At 57.0% G+C, this 17,573-nt stretch carries 15 protein-coding genes; 8 read left to right on the top strand and 7 right to left on the bottom strand.

Annotation, left to right across the window (positions count from 1 at the left end; genetic code table 11):
• From J2Y56_RS15365 to J2Y56_RS15375, 3 genes are all read right to left on the bottom strand, one after another.
• Positions 1–1,024 (bottom strand): hypothetical protein (locus J2Y56_RS15365; RefSeq protein ID WP_310351128.1); only part of this gene is annotated, 1,024 nt, incomplete at its 3' end.
• A complete protein-coding gene (locus tag J2Y56_RS15370) occupies positions 1,021–1,932 on the bottom strand; it encodes a glycosyltransferase (RefSeq protein WP_310351129.1) in 912 nt (303 codons plus the stop codon). The genes J2Y56_RS15370 and J2Y56_RS15365, both read right to left, overlap by 4 nt.
• The gene (locus J2Y56_RS15375) at positions 1,922–3,337 is read right to left on the bottom strand and encodes an oligosaccharide flippase family protein (protein WP_310351131.1); all 1,416 of its coding nucleotides are present in this window, start codon (positions 3,335–3,337) and stop codon (positions 1,922–1,924) included. Before J2Y56_RS15375 ends, J2Y56_RS15370 begins: the two co-directional genes overlap by 11 nt.
• A 726-nt stretch (positions 3,338–4,063) precedes the next feature.
• Between J2Y56_RS15375 and J2Y56_RS15380 the strand changes: the two genes are divergently transcribed.
• From J2Y56_RS15380 to fabF, 3 genes are all read left to right on the top strand, one after another.
• Positions 4,064–4,399, top strand: a complete 336-nt coding sequence (locus J2Y56_RS15380; protein ID WP_310351136.1) for a helix-hairpin-helix domain-containing protein — start codon at positions 4,064–4,066, stop codon at positions 4,397–4,399.
• A gap of 205 nt (positions 4,400–4,604) precedes the next feature.
• Positions 4,605–5,399: an SDR family oxidoreductase gene (locus tag J2Y56_RS15385; RefSeq protein WP_310351138.1), complete on the top strand. Its 795-nt coding sequence runs from the start codon at positions 4,605–4,607 to the stop codon at positions 5,397–5,399.
• Between the two features lie 32 nt (positions 5,400–5,431).
• Positions 5,432–6,706 carry a beta-ketoacyl-ACP synthase II gene (gene fabF, locus J2Y56_RS15390; RefSeq protein ID WP_310351139.1) on the top strand — a complete coding sequence of 425 codons (1,275 nt, stop codon included), beginning with the start codon at positions 5,432–5,434 and terminating at the stop codon, positions 6,704–6,706.
• Here fabF and J2Y56_RS15395 read toward each other — a convergent pair.
• The 4 genes from J2Y56_RS15395 to rfbC form a co-directional block, all read right to left on the bottom strand.
• On the bottom strand, positions 6,703–7,260 hold the full coding sequence (locus J2Y56_RS15395; protein WP_310351140.1) for a TetR/AcrR family transcriptional regulator: 558 nt from the start codon (positions 7,258–7,260) through the stop codon (positions 6,703–6,705). The genes fabF and J2Y56_RS15395 overlap by 4 nt on opposite strands.
• 224 nt (positions 7,261–7,484) lie before the next feature.
• Positions 7,485–7,652 (bottom strand): DUF2897 family protein, encoded by a 168-nt coding sequence (locus tag J2Y56_RS15400; protein ID WP_007943594.1) that lies wholly within the window; start codon positions 7,650–7,652, stop codon positions 7,485–7,487.
• 124 nt (positions 7,653–7,776) lie between these two features.
• Positions 7,777–9,141 (bottom strand): ethanolamine permease, encoded by a 1,365-nt coding sequence (gene eat / locus J2Y56_RS15405; RefSeq protein WP_310351142.1) that lies wholly within the window; start codon positions 9,139–9,141, stop codon positions 7,777–7,779.
• A 298-nt stretch (positions 9,142–9,439) separates the two neighbouring features.
• Complete coding sequence (gene rfbC, locus J2Y56_RS15410; protein ID WP_310351145.1) at positions 9,440–9,985, bottom strand: dTDP-4-dehydrorhamnose 3,5-epimerase; 546 nt, start codon at positions 9,983–9,985, stop codon at positions 9,440–9,442.
• 264 nt (positions 9,986–10,249) lie between these two features.
• Here rfbC and kdpF point away from each other — a divergent pair, with 264 nt between their 5' ends.
• The 5 genes from kdpF (at position 10,250) to J2Y56_RS15435 (ending at position 17,562) form a co-directional block, all read left to right on the top strand.
• Positions 10,250–10,339: a K(+)-transporting ATPase subunit F gene (gene kdpF / locus J2Y56_RS15415; protein WP_007899818.1), complete on the top strand. Its 90-nt coding sequence runs from the start codon at positions 10,250–10,252 to the stop codon at positions 10,337–10,339.
• 8 nt (positions 10,340–10,347) lie between these two features.
• Positions 10,348–12,042 carry a potassium-transporting ATPase subunit KdpA gene (kdpA, locus tag J2Y56_RS15420; protein WP_310351147.1) on the top strand — a complete coding sequence of 565 codons (1,695 nt, stop codon included), beginning with the start codon at positions 10,348–10,350 and terminating at the stop codon, positions 12,040–12,042.
• Positions 12,043–12,052: 10 nt separating this feature from the next.
• A complete protein-coding gene (gene kdpB, locus J2Y56_RS15425) occupies positions 12,053–14,110 on the top strand; it encodes a potassium-transporting ATPase subunit KdpB (RefSeq protein ID WP_310351149.1) in 2,058 nt (685 codons plus the stop codon).
• Positions 14,111–14,231: 121 nt separating this feature from the next.
• On the top strand, positions 14,232–14,777 hold the full coding sequence (kdpC, locus tag J2Y56_RS15430; RefSeq protein WP_310351152.1) for a potassium-transporting ATPase subunit KdpC: 546 nt from the start codon (positions 14,232–14,234) through the stop codon (positions 14,775–14,777).
• 133 nt (positions 14,778–14,910) lie between these two features.
• A complete protein-coding gene (locus J2Y56_RS15435) occupies positions 14,911–17,562 on the top strand; it encodes a sensor histidine kinase KdpD (RefSeq protein WP_310351155.1) in 2,652 nt (883 codons plus the stop codon).
• Positions 17,563–17,573: the final 11 nt, after the last annotated feature.

Below are 17,573 nucleotides of genomic sequence, written 5' to 3' on the forward strand. Positions count from 1 at the left end.
CATTACCTGCATTACCTGCATTACCTGCATTACCTGCATTACCTGCATTACCTGCATTACCTGCATTACCTGCATTACCTGCATTACCTGCATTACCTGCATTATATTCTTTTTGCGTCATTAGCGCTATATCGGTAATGGGTACCGCTTTGGAAAAAGTTGCCAGTCGGTCAGCTGAAACAGCAAGAATCGAAAACACGAACATAAGTGCTGTGGCACAAACTATTTTTATCCAGTCTCGTTTCGACAAGTGCCAACCTAGGCGCTTGCCTTGAAACAGGTAAATTGCGAATAGAGCCGCAACATGAAGAATCATCTGCGCCCGACTACCCATGGAAAAAGCGGTCAGTGCACCTTCAATAATAACGATATAAAAAAGTGTGCGTGGGGCAAGTGTGCCGTTTGCGACCATCCAGTAGGCTAGCGTCGACAGAGCAATGGCATTGCCCCAGGCCACCATGAATGCAACTACCACGTAGATGTAGCTATTTAATTTTAAACTTGGTTCGTAGCCCATTTTCAAAATTGAAAAATAGTAATTGAATATCAAAAGTCCTATGGTGAACAGGACCATTAGTGCCAGTAGTGCAGGTAACAGCCTTGAGTTCACTATGTTGTTTTTGAATTCTATTTGGTCTTTGGTTTTGAATGCTACAGAGTAGTAGCAGATGAGCAGAGCGCTGAACGCAGTGATCAGTACCGTAACGGCTTTGTCCCAAGCTGCCGGGGACTCATCGAAATTACCTATCGGTTCGCTAAAGTCGTTCCCCAGAGATAAGTGAAAGACAATTTTTGTCCAGCAGCCGAGTGTCAGAAAAGAAAATAGAAAAAAACTGAAATAACTCTTTGCACGATTGATAAGTGTGGCATGTACTATTGCAATCGAAAGAAGGCTATACGCTATAAATAATATTTTTGTTCCCGGATAATAAAAAGTTGCGCTGATGCTGGCCATGAGTGCTATGGCGAGGATCGATAATGTGATTGGTTTTGGCGCCATATAGCTTTCCGGGATTATTTTCATTTTTTCACCAATCTGGATTTATAGATTCCAATAACGTAGCTGATCATCTTGCGAGAAAAAATCGATGAAGGGTGCAGCGCAGCAGCGTGGGCCATTCTTTTAAAAGAGACTGCGTATCGACCAGAAAAACCGTGCATGAATCCAGAAAGCATGAGTGCGTTCGCCGTGGCCCTTTTCCTCCAGCGTAAGTAGGATTTCGGCAAATCAGCGCTGTTAAAGAAGCTCTCAATTACTTGGACCGGCTCGTCTGATCTCTGGGCCGTAGATCTATTATAGGTGGTCGAGCCGGAATGAATACGGAAATCTGCCAGAGCTTCAGGGACCCTGATGAACGGGCCGCGCTGGCAAAGGCGTAAGAAAAAATCCATATCCGGAATGTTTCTTAATGCGGTGTTCCAATCACCCACTTGTTCCCATATCGATCGTTTGAACAATGCGCCTGGGCCAGGTAAGCACTGAAAGTTTGCGACAAGGAGTTCGCTGGAATAGTCAGGAGCATTAATGGTTCGGACATAGGATGAGTGTTCGTCAATTACGCAAAAATCTGGATACGCCAACACTGATTCTGGATACGTCTGCATAAGCGAAACAATTTTTTCGATTGCTGTCGGGTGCAGTCGGTCGTCAGCGCTAAGGTAACCCAATAAATCTCCGGTACTTTGCTTCCATCCGAAGTTCATAGCAGCGCTCTGGCCGGCATTCTCTTGTCGAAAATGCAAAAAGTCGTCCGGAAGACTTTTCAATAAGTTGGACGTTTCATCGGTTGATCCATCATCCACCACAATCAGTTCGACATTTTGATAGGTCTGCTTTTTGACACTGTCAATAGCATCCAATACATATCGACCGGTATTGTATGTTGGGATGACGATGCTGACCTTAGGTAAGTTCAGGGGTTTATCTTTCATGCGGAATCTCTTTGCGAAAGTAAACGCGAGCGAATTGTGTGAGTGATTTGTAGTTGGCAGTTGTTTTCAGGCAGAATATCCGACGTACGTAGTAAATCATCAGGGTGGATTGGATAATACTGCCAAAACTGTAGACGAGAGCCAACCCTATAATGCCGTAAAAAATAATTGCTACACTTCCGCCGACAATCATCAAGACACCGCTTACGACAGAGATTTTCATGACTATATTTTGTTTTTGTAGCATGACCAATGCCATGCCGGCGGTACCGGCGTATGTCTGCACCACTTGCGCGATACCGAGAATAATGAATATATAGTAAGCCTGTGAGTATTCTTCGGGCCACGCTTTCGAAATGATGAACTTGCCGGCAGCGGCAAATAGTATGTATCCAAAGATCGCCATTGCTGTCGCTGCTCCGGCTCCGATCCCCATTACCTTTTGAAGGTACCGTCTTTTGTTGCGCACCCATATACGACCGATAGACGGTGCGATCACGGTATTGATGACGGCCAACGGTATCAAAACCAATGCGGCAAGTCGTGACGCTAAGCCGTAGATTGCGACATCTGCCGTACTGCCAAAATATGCAATGATCCACAAGTCGGCTTGAGCAACAATGAACAGCACGCTCGTTGTAGTAACGTTAGGTAAAGTTTGCCGTAGTATCTCTGTATAGCCGATAGGTTGGATGATTTTTCCAGAATGTGTGCGATACCAGCGCCACAAAGAGTAGCCACCAAGTAATGCGGTACATAAAACACCGGATAGTCCTGCCAGAAGTAACATGTCAAGCGGCAATGTTGATTTAGAATGCCAGGCAATGATTACGGTGGCGGCGCTCGCGACACCTGCCCCCACAACCAGGAAACTGGCTTGGACAAAGTGGCCCAATACTCGATGCTGTTCAGATAGCAAGGTTACCAGTGCAGCCAGTACCATACTGATTGAAATCAGAGGTGCGAGTGTTTGAAGTGCTCCCACTAATTCTGAATCTAATAAATTACTCAGCAGTTGAAGGGTTAGCCAGAAGCTAAAGGCGAATGTGCAAGCTGCTAAACCACCAATTAACAAGGTCCGAAGTAATGTTTGCTTTATTCGACCATTGTCCTTAACACCCATCGCTCTCGAAATAATGGCTGGGGACGTAATGCTCAAGCCCAACTGACCCAGCGTTGCAAGCGCCGCTATTATTGATTGGCAGAGAAAAAACAAACCAACCGACTCTTGTTTCATAGTGAGCGGCAATAAAATTCCGGTCAGGGCCCCTGTGCCAAGTAAGAGAAACCGGCCAACAATCGCTGCAGCAGTCGCCGCTAATGGAGAGGAAAGCGCGCTTATAGATTTCTTTGCAGCCATGTGGTTAGTTCGCAAGAAAGACAGAAGGCAATCGGCGATTTTCACGGTTTTTCAATGCCCTGTCTACCGCACACCGTAGCTCAGAGCACAGGTATGTACAGCCGATCCTTTTTTTTCCGATGGTGCCAGGCATTCCGTTTTTAGGGCGTGCTGATAGCCAATAGTACTGAGTAGGACGCTCGTCGCATTCGTCCAGCCATGTGCTGCACCGCCCCGGTTTGCAGTGGCTTTGCGTAGTCCCAGCCAAATAAAACTCATGGTTGCGGCGTAGTCGGAAAGTGTCCGCTTGTCTAATAATCTTGCGCGATTGGCATTGATACTCTCGATGGCTTTAGGTCTGTCGATTAATTTTCGTAGGGCCGGCGGGAAAACTAAATACCGGATGAGTCGTCACAAACGTGTTTACAGGCCGCAGCTACCGTTGGGTATTGCGTGCATCAGGTCCGTTTTCATAGGCAGCTAGCGCTAGCTCGGCGTGAGTGCCTGATAGATCAGCTTCAACGTATTGCTCAGCTCGCGCCCATTTTCTCAAGCAGCGTAGTCAACAGTTGTTATGGATCAGTTGGGCGATGCAAGTCGCCAGCGTGTTTATGTCCGAGTACAAAATTTATGACAGCCCCCCACAATGAGGCTGTCGATCGCATCCATCCCTGTCTTCATTTATTCATATCCTGCAACAGACACATTTTTGACAGTTCCATCCCATCACCTAAATTTGGAAGGCAGCTTCGGAAAAGCTGCTTTCTAAAACGATGTCATGGAGCTTCAATTATGCGTACTGGCTGTTTCTACTCTCTGGTTTTTGCCCTGCTCACCAGCGCTTCTGTTGCCACAGTTGCTGCGCCGGCGGCGAAACCCGAATCAGGCAACGCACCTCTGGTGCTGGAGGTTTCACCTAAGACGCAGTCTGGCAAAGTCGATCTCAATGCAGCCGATGCCCCGACACTGCAGCGCGAGTTGACGGGGATCGGAGAGGCCAAAGCCAAGGCAATTGTTGCTTATCGAGAAAGTAATGGGCCATTTTCATCCGTTGACGAACTGCTGGAAGTGAAGGGGATAGGTAAGGCGATTCTGGACAAAAATCGCGAAAAGCTTCAGGTGAACTAAGCTTGTAGCTCAACGCCAGGGGCCGGTCATTGACCGGCCTTTGTGCTATCTGGCGAATGGGTTGGTGCAGCGCCTTTCATCGGTGAGCGAAAAATTACGGCTATCATATACCGCTTATATTATGCCTATAATTCGTCTGTTATTCCCTGAAGCGCACCGATTTTGAGTGTGCTCACTCCCTCATACATCTCCCAGGAGCACAGTCATGACTTCCACCCAGTCCCAAGGTACAGCCCTCGTCACCGGTGCCTCCTCCGGTATCGGTGCGATTTACGCCGAGCGGTTGGCAGCGCGTGGTTTTGATTTGTTGTTGGTTGCTCGTGACGAGCAGCGGCTTGAGGCTGCGGCGTTGAAATTGCGCGCCGAGCATGGTGTTCAGGTGGAAGTGCTCAAGGCAGATCTGACTCAAAGAGCTGATGTACTGAAAATCGAACAACGCCTTCGCAGTGATTCAAGTATCAGCTTGTTGCTAAACAACGCTGGCGTCGCGGCGGATGGCCTGCTGGCGAATGCTGACATGGAGCAACTGGAAAAACTGATCCAACTGAACGTCACCACGCTCACACGCCTGGCATCGGCGGCGGCCGCCAGTTTTGCCAAGGCTGGCCGGGGTTCTATTATCAATATAGCGTCGGTGGTGGCGTTGTTTCCCGAGCGCTTCAACGCGACATACAGCGCCAGCAAGGCATATGTGTTGAGCCTGACGCAGTCCTTGAATGTCGAACTCGATGGCACCGGGGTCAAGGTTCAAGCCGTGTTGCCAGGCGTGACGCGTACCGAGATCTGGGAGCGCTCAGGTATCGACGCTAGCCAGATTCCGGCGGACATGGTGATGGAAACAGGTGACATGGTTGATGCAGCGTTATCCGGCCTGGATCAAGGTGAACTGATCACTATTCCATCGTTGCCTAACGCCTCCGAGTGGGACGACTTTGTAAAAGCCCGCCTGGTCATGGCGCCGAATCTTTCTAAAAGTACGGCCGCCGCCCGCTACAAATGAGGCGCCTTCAATTGGCTTGAGGTATTTGCGACATGAGTGATCGTCGAGTAGTAGTCACCGGCATGGGTTTGGTGTCTCCCCTTGGTAGCGGTGTTGACGTTGTTTGGGAGCGCCTGCTCGCCGGGCGTTCTGGATTGCGTCATTTGCCGGTGGAAGTGGTCGCCGATTTGGCGGCCAAAGTCGGCGGTTCAGTGCAGACTTTGGCGGATGATCCAGAGGCGGGTTTCGACCCGGATCGGGCAACGCCCCCCAAAGAGCAGAAGAAGATGGACCGTTTCATTCTGTTTGCCATGGAGGCCGCGCGGCAGGCGTTGGAACAGGCCGGTTGGCAAGAACTGGATCCGCAGGCCCAGGAGCGTACGGCAACCATTATTGGTTCGGGGGTCGGTGGGTTCGGTGCGATTGCCGATGCGGTACGTACCACCGACAGTCGTGGGCCTCGGCGATTGTCGCCCTTCACCATACCGTCGTTCCTGGTCAATCTTGCGGCTGGCCATGTGTCGATTCAGCACGGATTCAAGGGCCCGTTGGGCGCTCCGGTGACGGCGTGTGCGGCCGGGGTGCAAGCGATTGGTGATGCGGCGCGGCTGATTCGTTGCGGTGAAGCGGATATTGCGGTGTGTGGTGGCGCGGAAGCGGCGATCGATCGGGTTAGCCTGGCCGGATTTGCAGCGGCTCGGGCCTTGTCCAGCGGCTACAACGAAACTCCCGAGCGTGCTTCTCGACCGTTCGACAGTGGTCGCGACGGCTTCGTGATGGGGGAGGGCGCGGGCCTTCTGGTAATCGAGTCCCTGGAGCATGCCTTGGCACGTGGGGCTCAGCCGTTAGCGGAGTTGGTCGGATACGGCACTAGCGCCGATGCCTATCACCTGACGGCTGGCCCTGAAGATGGTAGCGGTGCAAGAAGAGCAATGTCGCTGGCATTGGCGCAGGCCGGTATTTCGGCGGCCCAGGTACAACACCTGAATGCGCACGCGACGTCGACGCCGGTTGGCGACCTCGGCGAGCTGGCCGCTATCAAGTCGTTGTTCGGTTCAGACAACAAGGTCGCGGTGACGTCCACCAAATCGGCGACAGGGCATTTGCTCGGTGCGGCCGGTGGGATTGAGGCGATCTTCACGCTGTTGGCGATTCGCGACCAGATCGTGCCGGCCACCCTGAATTTCGATAACCCGGACCCGGCGGCACAAGGCGTGGACATCGTCCACGGTCAGGCGCGGCCAATGGCTATCGAGTATGCGCTGTCCAATGGCTTCGGGTTCGGCGGGGTCAATGCCAGCGTATTGTTCAGGCGCTGGCAGGATTAGTCCTGAGGTTGTTTAAGAAACGCGCGTGTTACGTCGAGAATCCGCTGGGCCAGCTCGGGATTCTCGACACAGCGCGATAACAGCAACGCCCCGACCAGGGCTGACATGATGAAGATGCTCTGGTCCGCGGCATCGTCGCTTTCAAGGGCGCCTTCTATTTGTTGGAGGCGTGCGATGAGCACTACGTCCGAGGTCGGACTGGGCTGGCCACGCAAACCAAGCTCCGAAGACATGGTTGGCAACGGGCAGCCTTCATGAGGCGAGGTCTGGTGCCATTCGGACAAATAAGCATCGATGAAGGCATCCAGTGGGTGATCCTGGGCAAACAACTCGGCACACACCGCTTCTACCTGATCACCAGCCGCTTGCAATGCCTTTTCAACCAGTTCGTCCTTGGATTTGAAGTGTGAGTAAAAGCCCCCATGGGTCAACCCCAGCGCTTTCATCAGCGGTTGCAGGCCTGTCGCTCCAATACCGTCCCGGCGGAATCGCGCTGAAGCTTCCTTGATGATGCGCTTGTGGGTCTGGGCTTTATGGTCCTGCGAGTAACGCATCTGAAATCTCCGCAACAATGCGCCATCTTAACCAATGAAAATAAGATGGTGATTGTACTTCTACCTCTAAAAAGCATGCAGATGCGTCCAACTCTGTTCTAAATACGCCAAAGACTTGTCACAAATAATGACAGTTCCTTGACTGGATTGCAGGAGGGTGGTGTTTGCCTACAACGCTAGACAAACAAAACCCCGTCATTCACTGCGATTGACGGGGGTTTTTATCAGCGGTCCTGCGCTTCCTTGGCATCCATTTCCGCATTGCGTTCAGCGACGCGTTTACGTTGCTCATCGGTCAGTTCGACCTTGTTGGCGGTGTCGCGCAACATCATCAAACCACCAACAATCGAGCCGATAGCAACGACCAGAATCAACCAGGCATACCAGGGCATGGGGCTCTCCTTGAGGGCAGGGCGATTGGCGGGGGTCACCAATCGTTCGTGCATACCACTTTGAGCGATGGATTTTCGCAGTGGTTCCATTCTATGCCTGATAGGCCAACTGCACCTGAACCGTTTATAGCCCGGTCAACATCGCGTCCGCCGGTGCATCCGCGCGCAACTGCGCGGTCAGCAGGAAGTACACGAAACCCACCGCAATGAAGCCGAGGAAGATCAGCCCGATCAAGGTATTGAACCAGGCCATCGCCACCAGGCATACCACTGCCAATATCAGCGCGATCATCGGCACCAGCGGATAGCACGGCGCACGGAACGTACGCTCCAGGTTTGGTTCGGTTTTTCGAAGTTTGAACAGGCTGAGCATGCTCATGATGTACATCACGATGGCGCCAAACACCGCCATGGTGATCATGGCTGCCGTCAACGTCATGCCGCCGAGATTGATAAGGCCGTCGCTGTAAATCGCGGCGATACCGATCACGCCGCCAACAATGATCGCCCGATGCGGCGTCTGGAAGCGCGACAGTTTGGCCAGGGATTTGGGCAGATAACCGGCGCGGGCCAGCGCGAAGAACTGTCGCGAGTAACCAAGAATGATCCCGTGGAAACTCGCCACCAAGCCGAATAGGCCTATCCACACCAGCATATGCAACCACCCGGAGCTTTCACCGACCACGGTCTTCATCGCTTGCGGCAGCGGATCGTTGATGCTCGACAGGGTGCGCCAGTCGCCCACGCCACCGGCAAAGAACATCACGCCCATGGCCAGCAATACCAAGGTCAGAATGCCGCTGATGTAGGCCTTGGGAATCGTCCGTTTTGGGTCCTTGGCCTCTTCTGCAGCCATGGCGGCACCCTCGATGGCGAGGAAGAACCAGATGGCGAATGGAATGGCCGCGAACATCCCGGCGATCGCCGGGGCGCCAAATACATCGGAGCCGGCCCAGCCATTCAGCGCGAAGTTGCTGAAGCTGAACGCCGGGGCAACCACGCCCATGAACACCAGCAGTTCGGCTACAGCCAGTACGCAGACCACCAATTCGAACGTAGCTGCGAGTTTCACCCCGAGGATATTCAAGCCCATGAACACAATGTAGGCACCAACCGCCGCGTGTTTGGGGTCGAGAGCGGGAAACTGCACGTTAAGGTAGGCCCCAATTGCCAGGGCAATCGCGGGTGGCGCGAACACGAATTCGATCAGCGTCGCCAACCCGGCAATCAGCCCGCCTTTCTCGCCAAAGGCGCGGCGACTGTAGGCAAAGGGACCACCAGCATGGGGAATCGCGGTGGTCAGTTCGGTGAAGCTGAAGATGAAACAGGTGTACATGGTGGCGACCATGAACGAGGTCACCAGAAAGCCCAATGTGCCCGCGACGCCCCAGCCGTAACTCCAGCCGAAATACTCACCGGAAATCACCAGCCCGACGGCAATGCCCCACAGGTGCAGCGTGCCGAGTGTGGGTTTGAGTTGTGTGTTCATGCAGTTGCTCCCTGAACGGTTTGGAATGTTCGGGGGAGGGCGTGTGCAGTGGGCGTGCCAGTATCGTGGTGGCAGTCGTAAAGCGCAGAAAGGCGTCGTATCGGGGATGTTCGCAGCTGAGTGTGCGATTTTTGTGCGCCAGTTGGGGGCAATGTTTTCAGTGGTGCCGCTATCGCGAGCAGGCTCGCTCCCACATTGGTATGCGATTGCCCTGACTACTCCGATCCCCTATGGGAGTGAGCCTGCTCGGAATGACGGCGATATCATCACCGCGCCTAATGGGCGCAGATGCCGCAATTCAGGAAAAGACCTCAGCGTCCTTGAAGTAGGCTGCCGCTTGGTCCTTTGCCGATAGTTGCGGTGCTTCGCTCAGCTGCCAATCGATGGCCAGTTCCGGGTCATTCCAACGGATCCTCCGTTCGGCGGATGGGGTGTAGTAGTCGGTGGTTTTGTAGAGGAACTCGGCGAAATCACTCAACACCACGAATCCATGGGCGAAACCTTCCGGAACCCAAAGCTGACGATGGTTTTCTGCGGACAGGCGCACGGCAACCCATTTGCCGAAATGTGGCGAACTGCGGCGGATATCCACGGCAACGTCGAGTACTTCACCAACGGTTACACGAACCAATTTTCCTTGGGTGTTTTCCAGTTGGTAGTGCAGGCCGCGTAACACGCCTTTTTGCGAGCGCGAATGATTGTCCTGAACGAATTTAGTATTCAGGCCGGTCGCATCTTCAAAAGCCTTGGCATTGAAGCTCTCATAAAAGAAACCTCGCTCATCACCAAATACCTTCGGTTCGATGATCAGAACACCGGGCAGGTCGGTGGTGATTACATTCATGGGGGACTTCTCCAGTTGTAGGCATTAATTGCCGACATTCTTGCTCAAAGTGCACGCCGAAGCGAGTGGCAGGTTAGGAAACCAATCCGGCATGTCGAGTTTGATTGGTCATTCGAGCACAGGTGTTACTGCCGTAATGAAGCCGTAACTCCACTCTTTACGCTTTCTTTATGCCCCGCCCGCACCCTCGGTCTCGTTCCTTTACAGCCTCCCTGCCGACAATGACTCCATACGCGGCACTACGCCGTAATAGGGAGAACTTCCATGAGCGTTCTGGACGGAGTGTCACTGCTGCTGGCAGTGGGGCTGTTCATTTATCTGTTGGTTGCGCTGTTGCGCGCGGACCGGAACTAGGAGCGGCTATGCACAGTTATGACTATTGGCTGATCCTCGGGTTTTTCGCGGTGGTGTTGGTCCCGGCGCCGTTTCTCGGGCGCTTCTACTACAAGGTCATGGAAGGTCAGCGCACATGGCTGACGCCGATTCTTGGGCCGGTGGAGCGCGGCTGTTATCGCGTGGCCGGCGTTGATCCGCAGGCCGAACAGAGCTGGCAGAAATACACCTTGGCTCTGCTCGCTTTCAACCTTGCGGGCTTCTTGCTGTTGTTCGCGATCCTGTTGTTTCAGGACCACTTGCCGCTGAACCCGCAAAACCTGCCGGGGCAGGAATGGACGCTGGCGTTCAACACCGCCGTCAGCTTTATGACCAACACCAACTGGCAGGCCTACAGCGGTGAAGCGTCCCTGAGCTATTTAAGTCAAATGGTCGGTCTCACCGTACAAAACTTCGTCAGCGCCGCCACCGGCCTGGCGGTATTGGTTGCGCTGTGTCGCGGTATCGGTCGCAAGTCGGCCACGACCCTTGGCAACTTCTGGGTCGACATGACCCGCGCCACCCTCTATGGCTTGTTGCCGTTGTGCCTGCTGCTGGCGCTGTATCTGGTCTGGCAGGGCGTGCCACAAACCTTCGCCCAGTACGTGAACGCGGTGACCATGCAGGGCGTCGATCAGGTGATCCCGCTCGGCCCGGCCGCCAGTCAGATTGCGATCAAGCAACTGGGCACCAACGGCGGTGGCTTCTTCGGCGTCAACTCGGCGCACCCGTTCGAGAACCCCACCGCGTGGAGCAACCTGTTCGAGATGGCGTCGATCATCCTGATCCCGGTCGCCCTGGTGTTCACCTTCGGCCATTACGTCAAAGACCTGCGTCAGAGCAAGGCGATTGTTGCCTGCATGTTCGCCCTGTTCCTGATCGGCGGTGCGACTTCGCTGTGGGCTGAATATCAGCCGAACCCGGCCCTGAACAACATCGCTGTCGAACAGACCGCGCCGCTGGAAGGCAAGGAAGCGCGCTTCGGCACCACTGCCACGGTGCTGTGGTCGGTGACCACAACCGCGGCGTCCAACGGCTCGGTCAACGCCATGCACGACAGCCTCAACCCGCTGACCGGGATGGTCGCGCTGGTCAACATGATGGTCGGCGAAGTGATCTTCGGCGGTGTCGGTGCCGGGCTCTACGGCATGTTGCTCAACGTGTTGATCGCGGTGTTCCTCGCCGGCCTGATGATTGGCCGCACCCCGGAATACCTCGGCAAAAAACTGCAAGCCAGGGAAGTGCAACTGCTGGTGGTGACCCTGCTGGTGATGCCGGTCGGCGTGCTGGTGCTCGGCGCGATTGCCGCAAGCCTGCCTGGTCCGGTCGCGGCGGTGAGTAACCCCGGCGCCCACGGTTTCAGTCAGTTGCTGTATGCCTACACCTCGGCCAGCGCCAACAACGGTTCGGCATTTGCCGGCTTTGGTGCCAACTCCGCGTTCCACAACCTGATGCTCGGCCTTGGCATGTTGATCGGTCGCTTCGGTTACATCCTTCCGGTACTGGCGTTGGCCGGCAGCCTGGCGATGAAGAAAAGCGCACCGATTGGCCAGAACAGCTTCCCGACTCACGGCCCGCTGTTTGTGACCCTGCTGACCGTGACCATTTTGCTGGTGGGTGGTTTGACCTTCCTGCCGACATTAGCGTTGGGCCCGATTGCTGAACATCTGAGCCTGAGCTTCTGAGGAATCAATGATGAATATGCCCGCAACGAAAGTCGCCACCGTCAAGGCGCCGGAACAACCGAAAACCGCGATATCGGCCCTCTGGCGCCCGGCGCTGGTACAAGCCTTCGTCAAGCTCGACCCTCGGCAACTGCAGCGCGCGCCGGTGATGCTGGTGGTCGAACTGACCGCGATCCTGACCACCGTGTTGTGCTTCATTCCCGACAGCGCTGTGCCCACCTTTGTCGCCGCGCAAATCGCCCTGTGGCTGTGGTTCACCGTGCTGTTCGCCAACTTCGCCGAAGCCTTGGCCGAAGGTCGGGGCAAGGCCCGCGCCGACAGCCTCAAGGCTGGCAGCGAAGGCTTGAGTGCCCGTCGCAAAACTGCCAATGGCACGTTCCAGGTGGTCCCGGCCGCCACTCTGCGCAAGGGCGATGTGGTCCGCGTCGAAGCGGGGGAAATGATCCCCGGTGACGGCGAGGTGATCGAAGGCATCGCGGCAGTCAACGAAGCAGCGATTACCGGTGAATCCGCGCCGGTGATCCGTGAATCCGGGGGCGACCGTTCGGCCGTTACCGGCAACACGCGTCTGGTCTCCGACTGGCTGCTGGTGAAGATCACCGCCAACCCCGGCGAGTCGACACTGGACCGCATGATCGCCCTGGTCGAAGGCGCCAAACGCCAGAAAACTCCGAACGAAGTCGCACTCGACATCCTGCTGATCGGCCTGACCCTGATCTTCCTGCTGGTGGTCGTCACCCTGCAACCGTTCGCCCACTTCGCCAATGGCAGCCTGCCGCTGGTGTTCCTGGTGGCGTTATTGGTCACGTTGATTCCGACCACCATTGGCGGTTTGCTGTCCGCGATCGGTATCGCCGGGATGGACCGTCTGGTGCGGTTGAACGTGATCGCCAAGTCCGGTCGTGCGGTGGAAGCGGCGGGGGACGTACACGTCCTGCTACTGGACAAGACCGGCACCATCACCTTCGGCAACCGTCGTTGCACGGCGGTGCATCCGGCACCGGGTGTCACGGCCAGGGAACTGGCCGAAGGCGCGTTGTTCGCCTCGCTGGCCGATGACACGGCTGAAGGTAAATCCATCGTCGAGTACCTGCGCGGCACTCAACCACAACCAGAGCCCGCCACCGAGTTGCTGACGGCCGTACCGTTCAGCGCTGAAACCCGCCTTTCGGGTGTCGACTACCAGGGCCGTGTGTATCGCAAAGGCGCGGTGGATTCGTTGCTGGCCTTCGTCGGCCTGAAACGTGCTGACCTGTCCGCACCATTGTCCCGGGAAATCGACAAGATCGCTCAGAGTGGGGGCACCCCGTTGCTGGTCTGCGCCGACGGTAAATTACTGGGCGTGATTCACCTCAAGGACGTGGTCAAGCCCGGCATCCGTGAGCGTTTTGCCGAGCTGCGCAAACTGGGGATTCGCACGGTCATGGTCACCGGCGACAACCCGCTGACCGCCGCCGCGATTGCCGCCGAAGCGGGCGTCGATGATGTGCTGGCCGAAGCCACGCCGGAGAAAAAACTGGCGCGCATCCGTCACGAGCAAAACGACGGGCGCCTGGTCGCCATGTGCGGCGACGGCGCCAACGACGCCCCGGCGCTGGCCCAGGCGGACGTCGGCATGGCGATGAACGACGGCACACAAGCGGCGCGCGAAGCGGCGAACATGGTCGACCTCGACAGCGACCCGACCAAGCTGTTGGACGTGGTGCAGATCGGTAAAGAACTGCTGGTGACACGCGGTGCGTTGACGACCTTTTCTATCGCCAACGACGTAGCCAAATACTTTGCGATTTTGCCGGCGCTGTTCGCTTCGATCTATCCGCAACTGGGCGTGCTGAACGTCATGCACCTGAGCAGTCCGCAGAGCGCCATTCTCTCGGCGATTGTGTTCAACGCGTTGATCATTGTGGTGCTGATTCCACTGGCCTTGCGCGGCGTGCGGGTGCAGGCCGCGAGTGCGGCGGCGCTGCTGCGGCGCAATCTGTTGATCTATGGACTCGGCGGGATTGTGGTGCCGTTCGTGGGCATCAAGGCGATCGACATGCTGTTGACCGCGTTGCATCTGGTTTGACGTCATCGCGAGCAGGCTCGCACCCACAGGGGATGCGCTGTTTTTGTGGGAGCGAGCCTGCTCGCGATGAATGCACCACGGTCCGCCTGATTATTTGTTATCCGAATTCGAGGATTTTGAAATGACCACACTGATACGTCCGGCCTTGAGCCTGCTGGTCCTGATGACCCTGGTCACCGGCGTCGCCTACCCCTTGGTGGTCACCGGTGTCGCCCAGGTCGCGTTCCCGGATCAAGCCAATGGCAGCCTGGTGCGCGATGCCGACGGCAAGGTTCGTGGCTCGTCGCTGATTGCCCAGGATTTTGTCGGTGACGCCTGGTTTCATCCACGCCCATCGGCTGGTGCTTTTGCCACAGTGTCGAGCAGCGCGAGCAACCTGTCGCCGAGCAATCCGGCATTGGCCACTCGGGTGATCGACGATGCCAACAAACTGCTGGTGCCCGGTCAGGGGCCGGTGCCTTTGGCGATGCTCACCACCTCTGGCAGCGGCCTCGATCCGCACTTGCCACCAGCCGCGATTGCCTATCAACTGGCGCGAGTGGCTGCAGCGCGTAATCTGCCGGTGGCGACCCTTGAGCAATTGCTGGATGCGCACATCGAGCAGCCGTTGGTGGGGCCACCGGTGGTGAATGTGCTGGCCTTGAACATCGCGCTGGAAAACCTGTAAGTCGGTGGCGCTGCCATTCGCGAGCAGGCTCGCTCCCACAGGAAAATGCATTCCAAACTGTGGGAGCGAGCCTGCTCGCGAAGACGGCAGAACAGTCACCCCATTAACACCTGAATGAAAGAGATCCCCGAACATGAGTGACTCCGGCCGCGCCGACGCGCTGTTAGCAGACCTGCCCCGCGATGGCCGTGGCCGGCTCAAGGTTTTCCTCGGCGCCGCGCCCGGTGTGGGCAAAACCTACGCCATGTTGCAAGCCGCTCACACCCAACTGCGTCAAGGCGTGAAAGTCATCGCCGGTGTGGTCGAAACCCATGGTCGTGCCGAAACCGAAGCGTTGCTCGGTGGCTTGGCCCAACAGCCGTTGGTGCGCTCGGAATACCGGGGCGTGATGCTCGAAGAAATGGATCTCGACGGCTTGCTCGCGGCCAAACCGAAACTGGTGCTGGTGGATGAACTGGCCCACAGCAACGCCCCCGGCAGTCGCCACGCCAAGCGCTGGCAAGACATCCAGGAGTTGCTCGCCGCCGGCATCGACGTCTTCACCACGGTCAACGTCCAACACCTGGAAAGTCTCAATGATCAAGTGCGCGGCATCACCGGTGTGCAGGTGCGGGAAACCCTGCCGGACTGGGTGCTGCAAGAAGCCTACGAACTGCTGCTGATCGACTTGCCACCGCGCGAGCTACTTGAGCGTTTGCGCGACGGCAAGGTGTACGTGCCGGAACAGGCGCGGGCGGCCATCGACGCGTTTTTCACCCAGACCAACCTGACCGCTCTGCGCGAGATGGCGATGCAAACCGCCGCCGCTCAGGTCGACAATGACCTGGCCCAGGGTTATCGCCAACTGGGTCAAGCGGCGCCAGCGGTGCGCGGTCGTCTGTTGGTCGGTGTTGATGGCGATGCCCAGGCCGAGCGTCTGGTGCGTCACGCCAGTCGTGTTGCCCAGCGTCGGCATTTGCCATGGAGTCTGGTGCATGTCGACAACGGCAGCGTGCGTGACGAGCAATCGCGCCTGCGCTTGCAAAGTGCCCAGCAATTGGCCGAGCGCCTCGGTGGCGAAGTGGTGTTGTTGCGCGCCGGCGAAGTCGCGAAAACCCTGATCCAGCACGCCGCCGAACGCAGGGCCAGTCTGGTGTTGGTCGGCCAGTCGCGGCAGCGTTTGCGTCGGCGCTTGTTCGGCGGTGGTTTGGCGTCGCGCCTGCTGCGTGATGCGCGCGGGCTGGAGATCAACGTCCTCGACAGCGATCACCTGCCGCATCAACCGCGCCAGCGTTCGCCACAGTCGCTGGTGTGGTTCGATTACGCGCTGGCGGCAGTGGCGACGGTGTTGGCCAGTGCCTTGGCCTGGGGCGTGGCGAGTATTTTGCCTCTACCCAATATCTCCCTGGTATTCCTCGCCGCAGTGTTGCTGGTGGCGGTGCGCAGCAGCCTGGGCCCGGCGTTGGCCTGTGCGGCGCTATCGTTTCTCACCTACGACTTTCTGTTCATCCCACCGAATTTTTCCTTCGCCATCCAGCGCGAAGAAGACGTGTTGACCTTGCTGTTCTTCCTGCTGATGGCGGCGCTCACCGGCAACCTCGCGGCTCGCCAACGTCGGCAATTGCAGGCGTTGCGTGACACCCAGGAAGAGACCAGCGAACTGCTTGATCTGTCGCGCAAACTGACGGCTGCTACCGACCGTCAAGCCGTGGTCAGCGCCGCCGCTCAGCACCTCAACGGCTGGAGTGACTTGCAACTGTGCCTGCTCAATCAAGACGGGCAGGGAGGCTGGAACGTTGAAACCGGTGGCCCGCTGGAGTTTTCCGAAGGCGAACGGGCGGCCGCCGATTGGGCCTGGCAACACGATCAACCGGCGGGTTCGGGCACCGGTACGTTGCCGTCGGGACGTTGGTGGTGGTGGCCGTTATCGGTGGACGACGGGCCACTGGCATTGCTCGGTGTGTGCGCTAAAGAAGGCCAGATGTTAAGCGGCCAGCGTCGGCGTCTGTTGACCGCATTGAGCCAGCCGCTGGCCCAGGCGCTGGCCCGTGCACAACTGGCCGAGGATCTTGAAGCGGCGCGACTGCACGGAGAAACCGAGCAACTGCGCAGCGCACTTCTGGCCTCGGTATCCCATGACTTGCGCACACCGCTGACGTCCATGCGCGGCAGCATCGACAGCCTGTTGGCCCTCGGCGAGGCCATCCCGCTGGAGGATCGCCGCGAACTGCTCGAAGGCACGCGGGACGAAGCCGAGCGCCTGGATCGCTACATCCAGAACTTGTTGGACATGACTCGCCTCGGCCACGGCGCGTTGAAGCTGGCGCGTGATTGGGTGTCGCCAGCCGACATTGTCGGCAGTTCACTCAACCGACTGCGCGCCGTACTGGCGCCGCTGCAGGTCAGCACCTACGTGCCCTCGGAGTTGCCGCTGCTGTTTGTCCACGCGGCGCTGATCGAACAGGCACTGGTCAACGTGCTGGAAAACGCCGCGCGATTTTCACCGGCTCACGGACGTCTGCAATTACGCGCCGGGGCCGATGAGCGGGAGCTGTTTTTCTCGGTGAGCGATGAAGGGCCGGGCATTCCGCAGGAGGAGCGGGCGGAAATTTTCGACATGTTCTACACCGCCGCGCGCGGTGATCGGGGCGGCCAGGGCACCGGCCTCGGGCTGGCGATCTGTCAGGGGATGGTGGGCGCGCATGGCGGGCGGATAAGCGTCGCCGACGGCATTGATGGGCGTGGGACCTGCATCACGCTTCACTTGCCTTTGCAGGAACAACCAGCCTTTGAAAGTGAACGCTGAAAGTGAAGCCT

The organism is Pseudomonas sp. BE134 (genome assembly GCF_031456105.1).
GTDB lineage: Bacteria > Pseudomonadota > Gammaproteobacteria > Pseudomonadales > Pseudomonadaceae > Aquipseudomonas.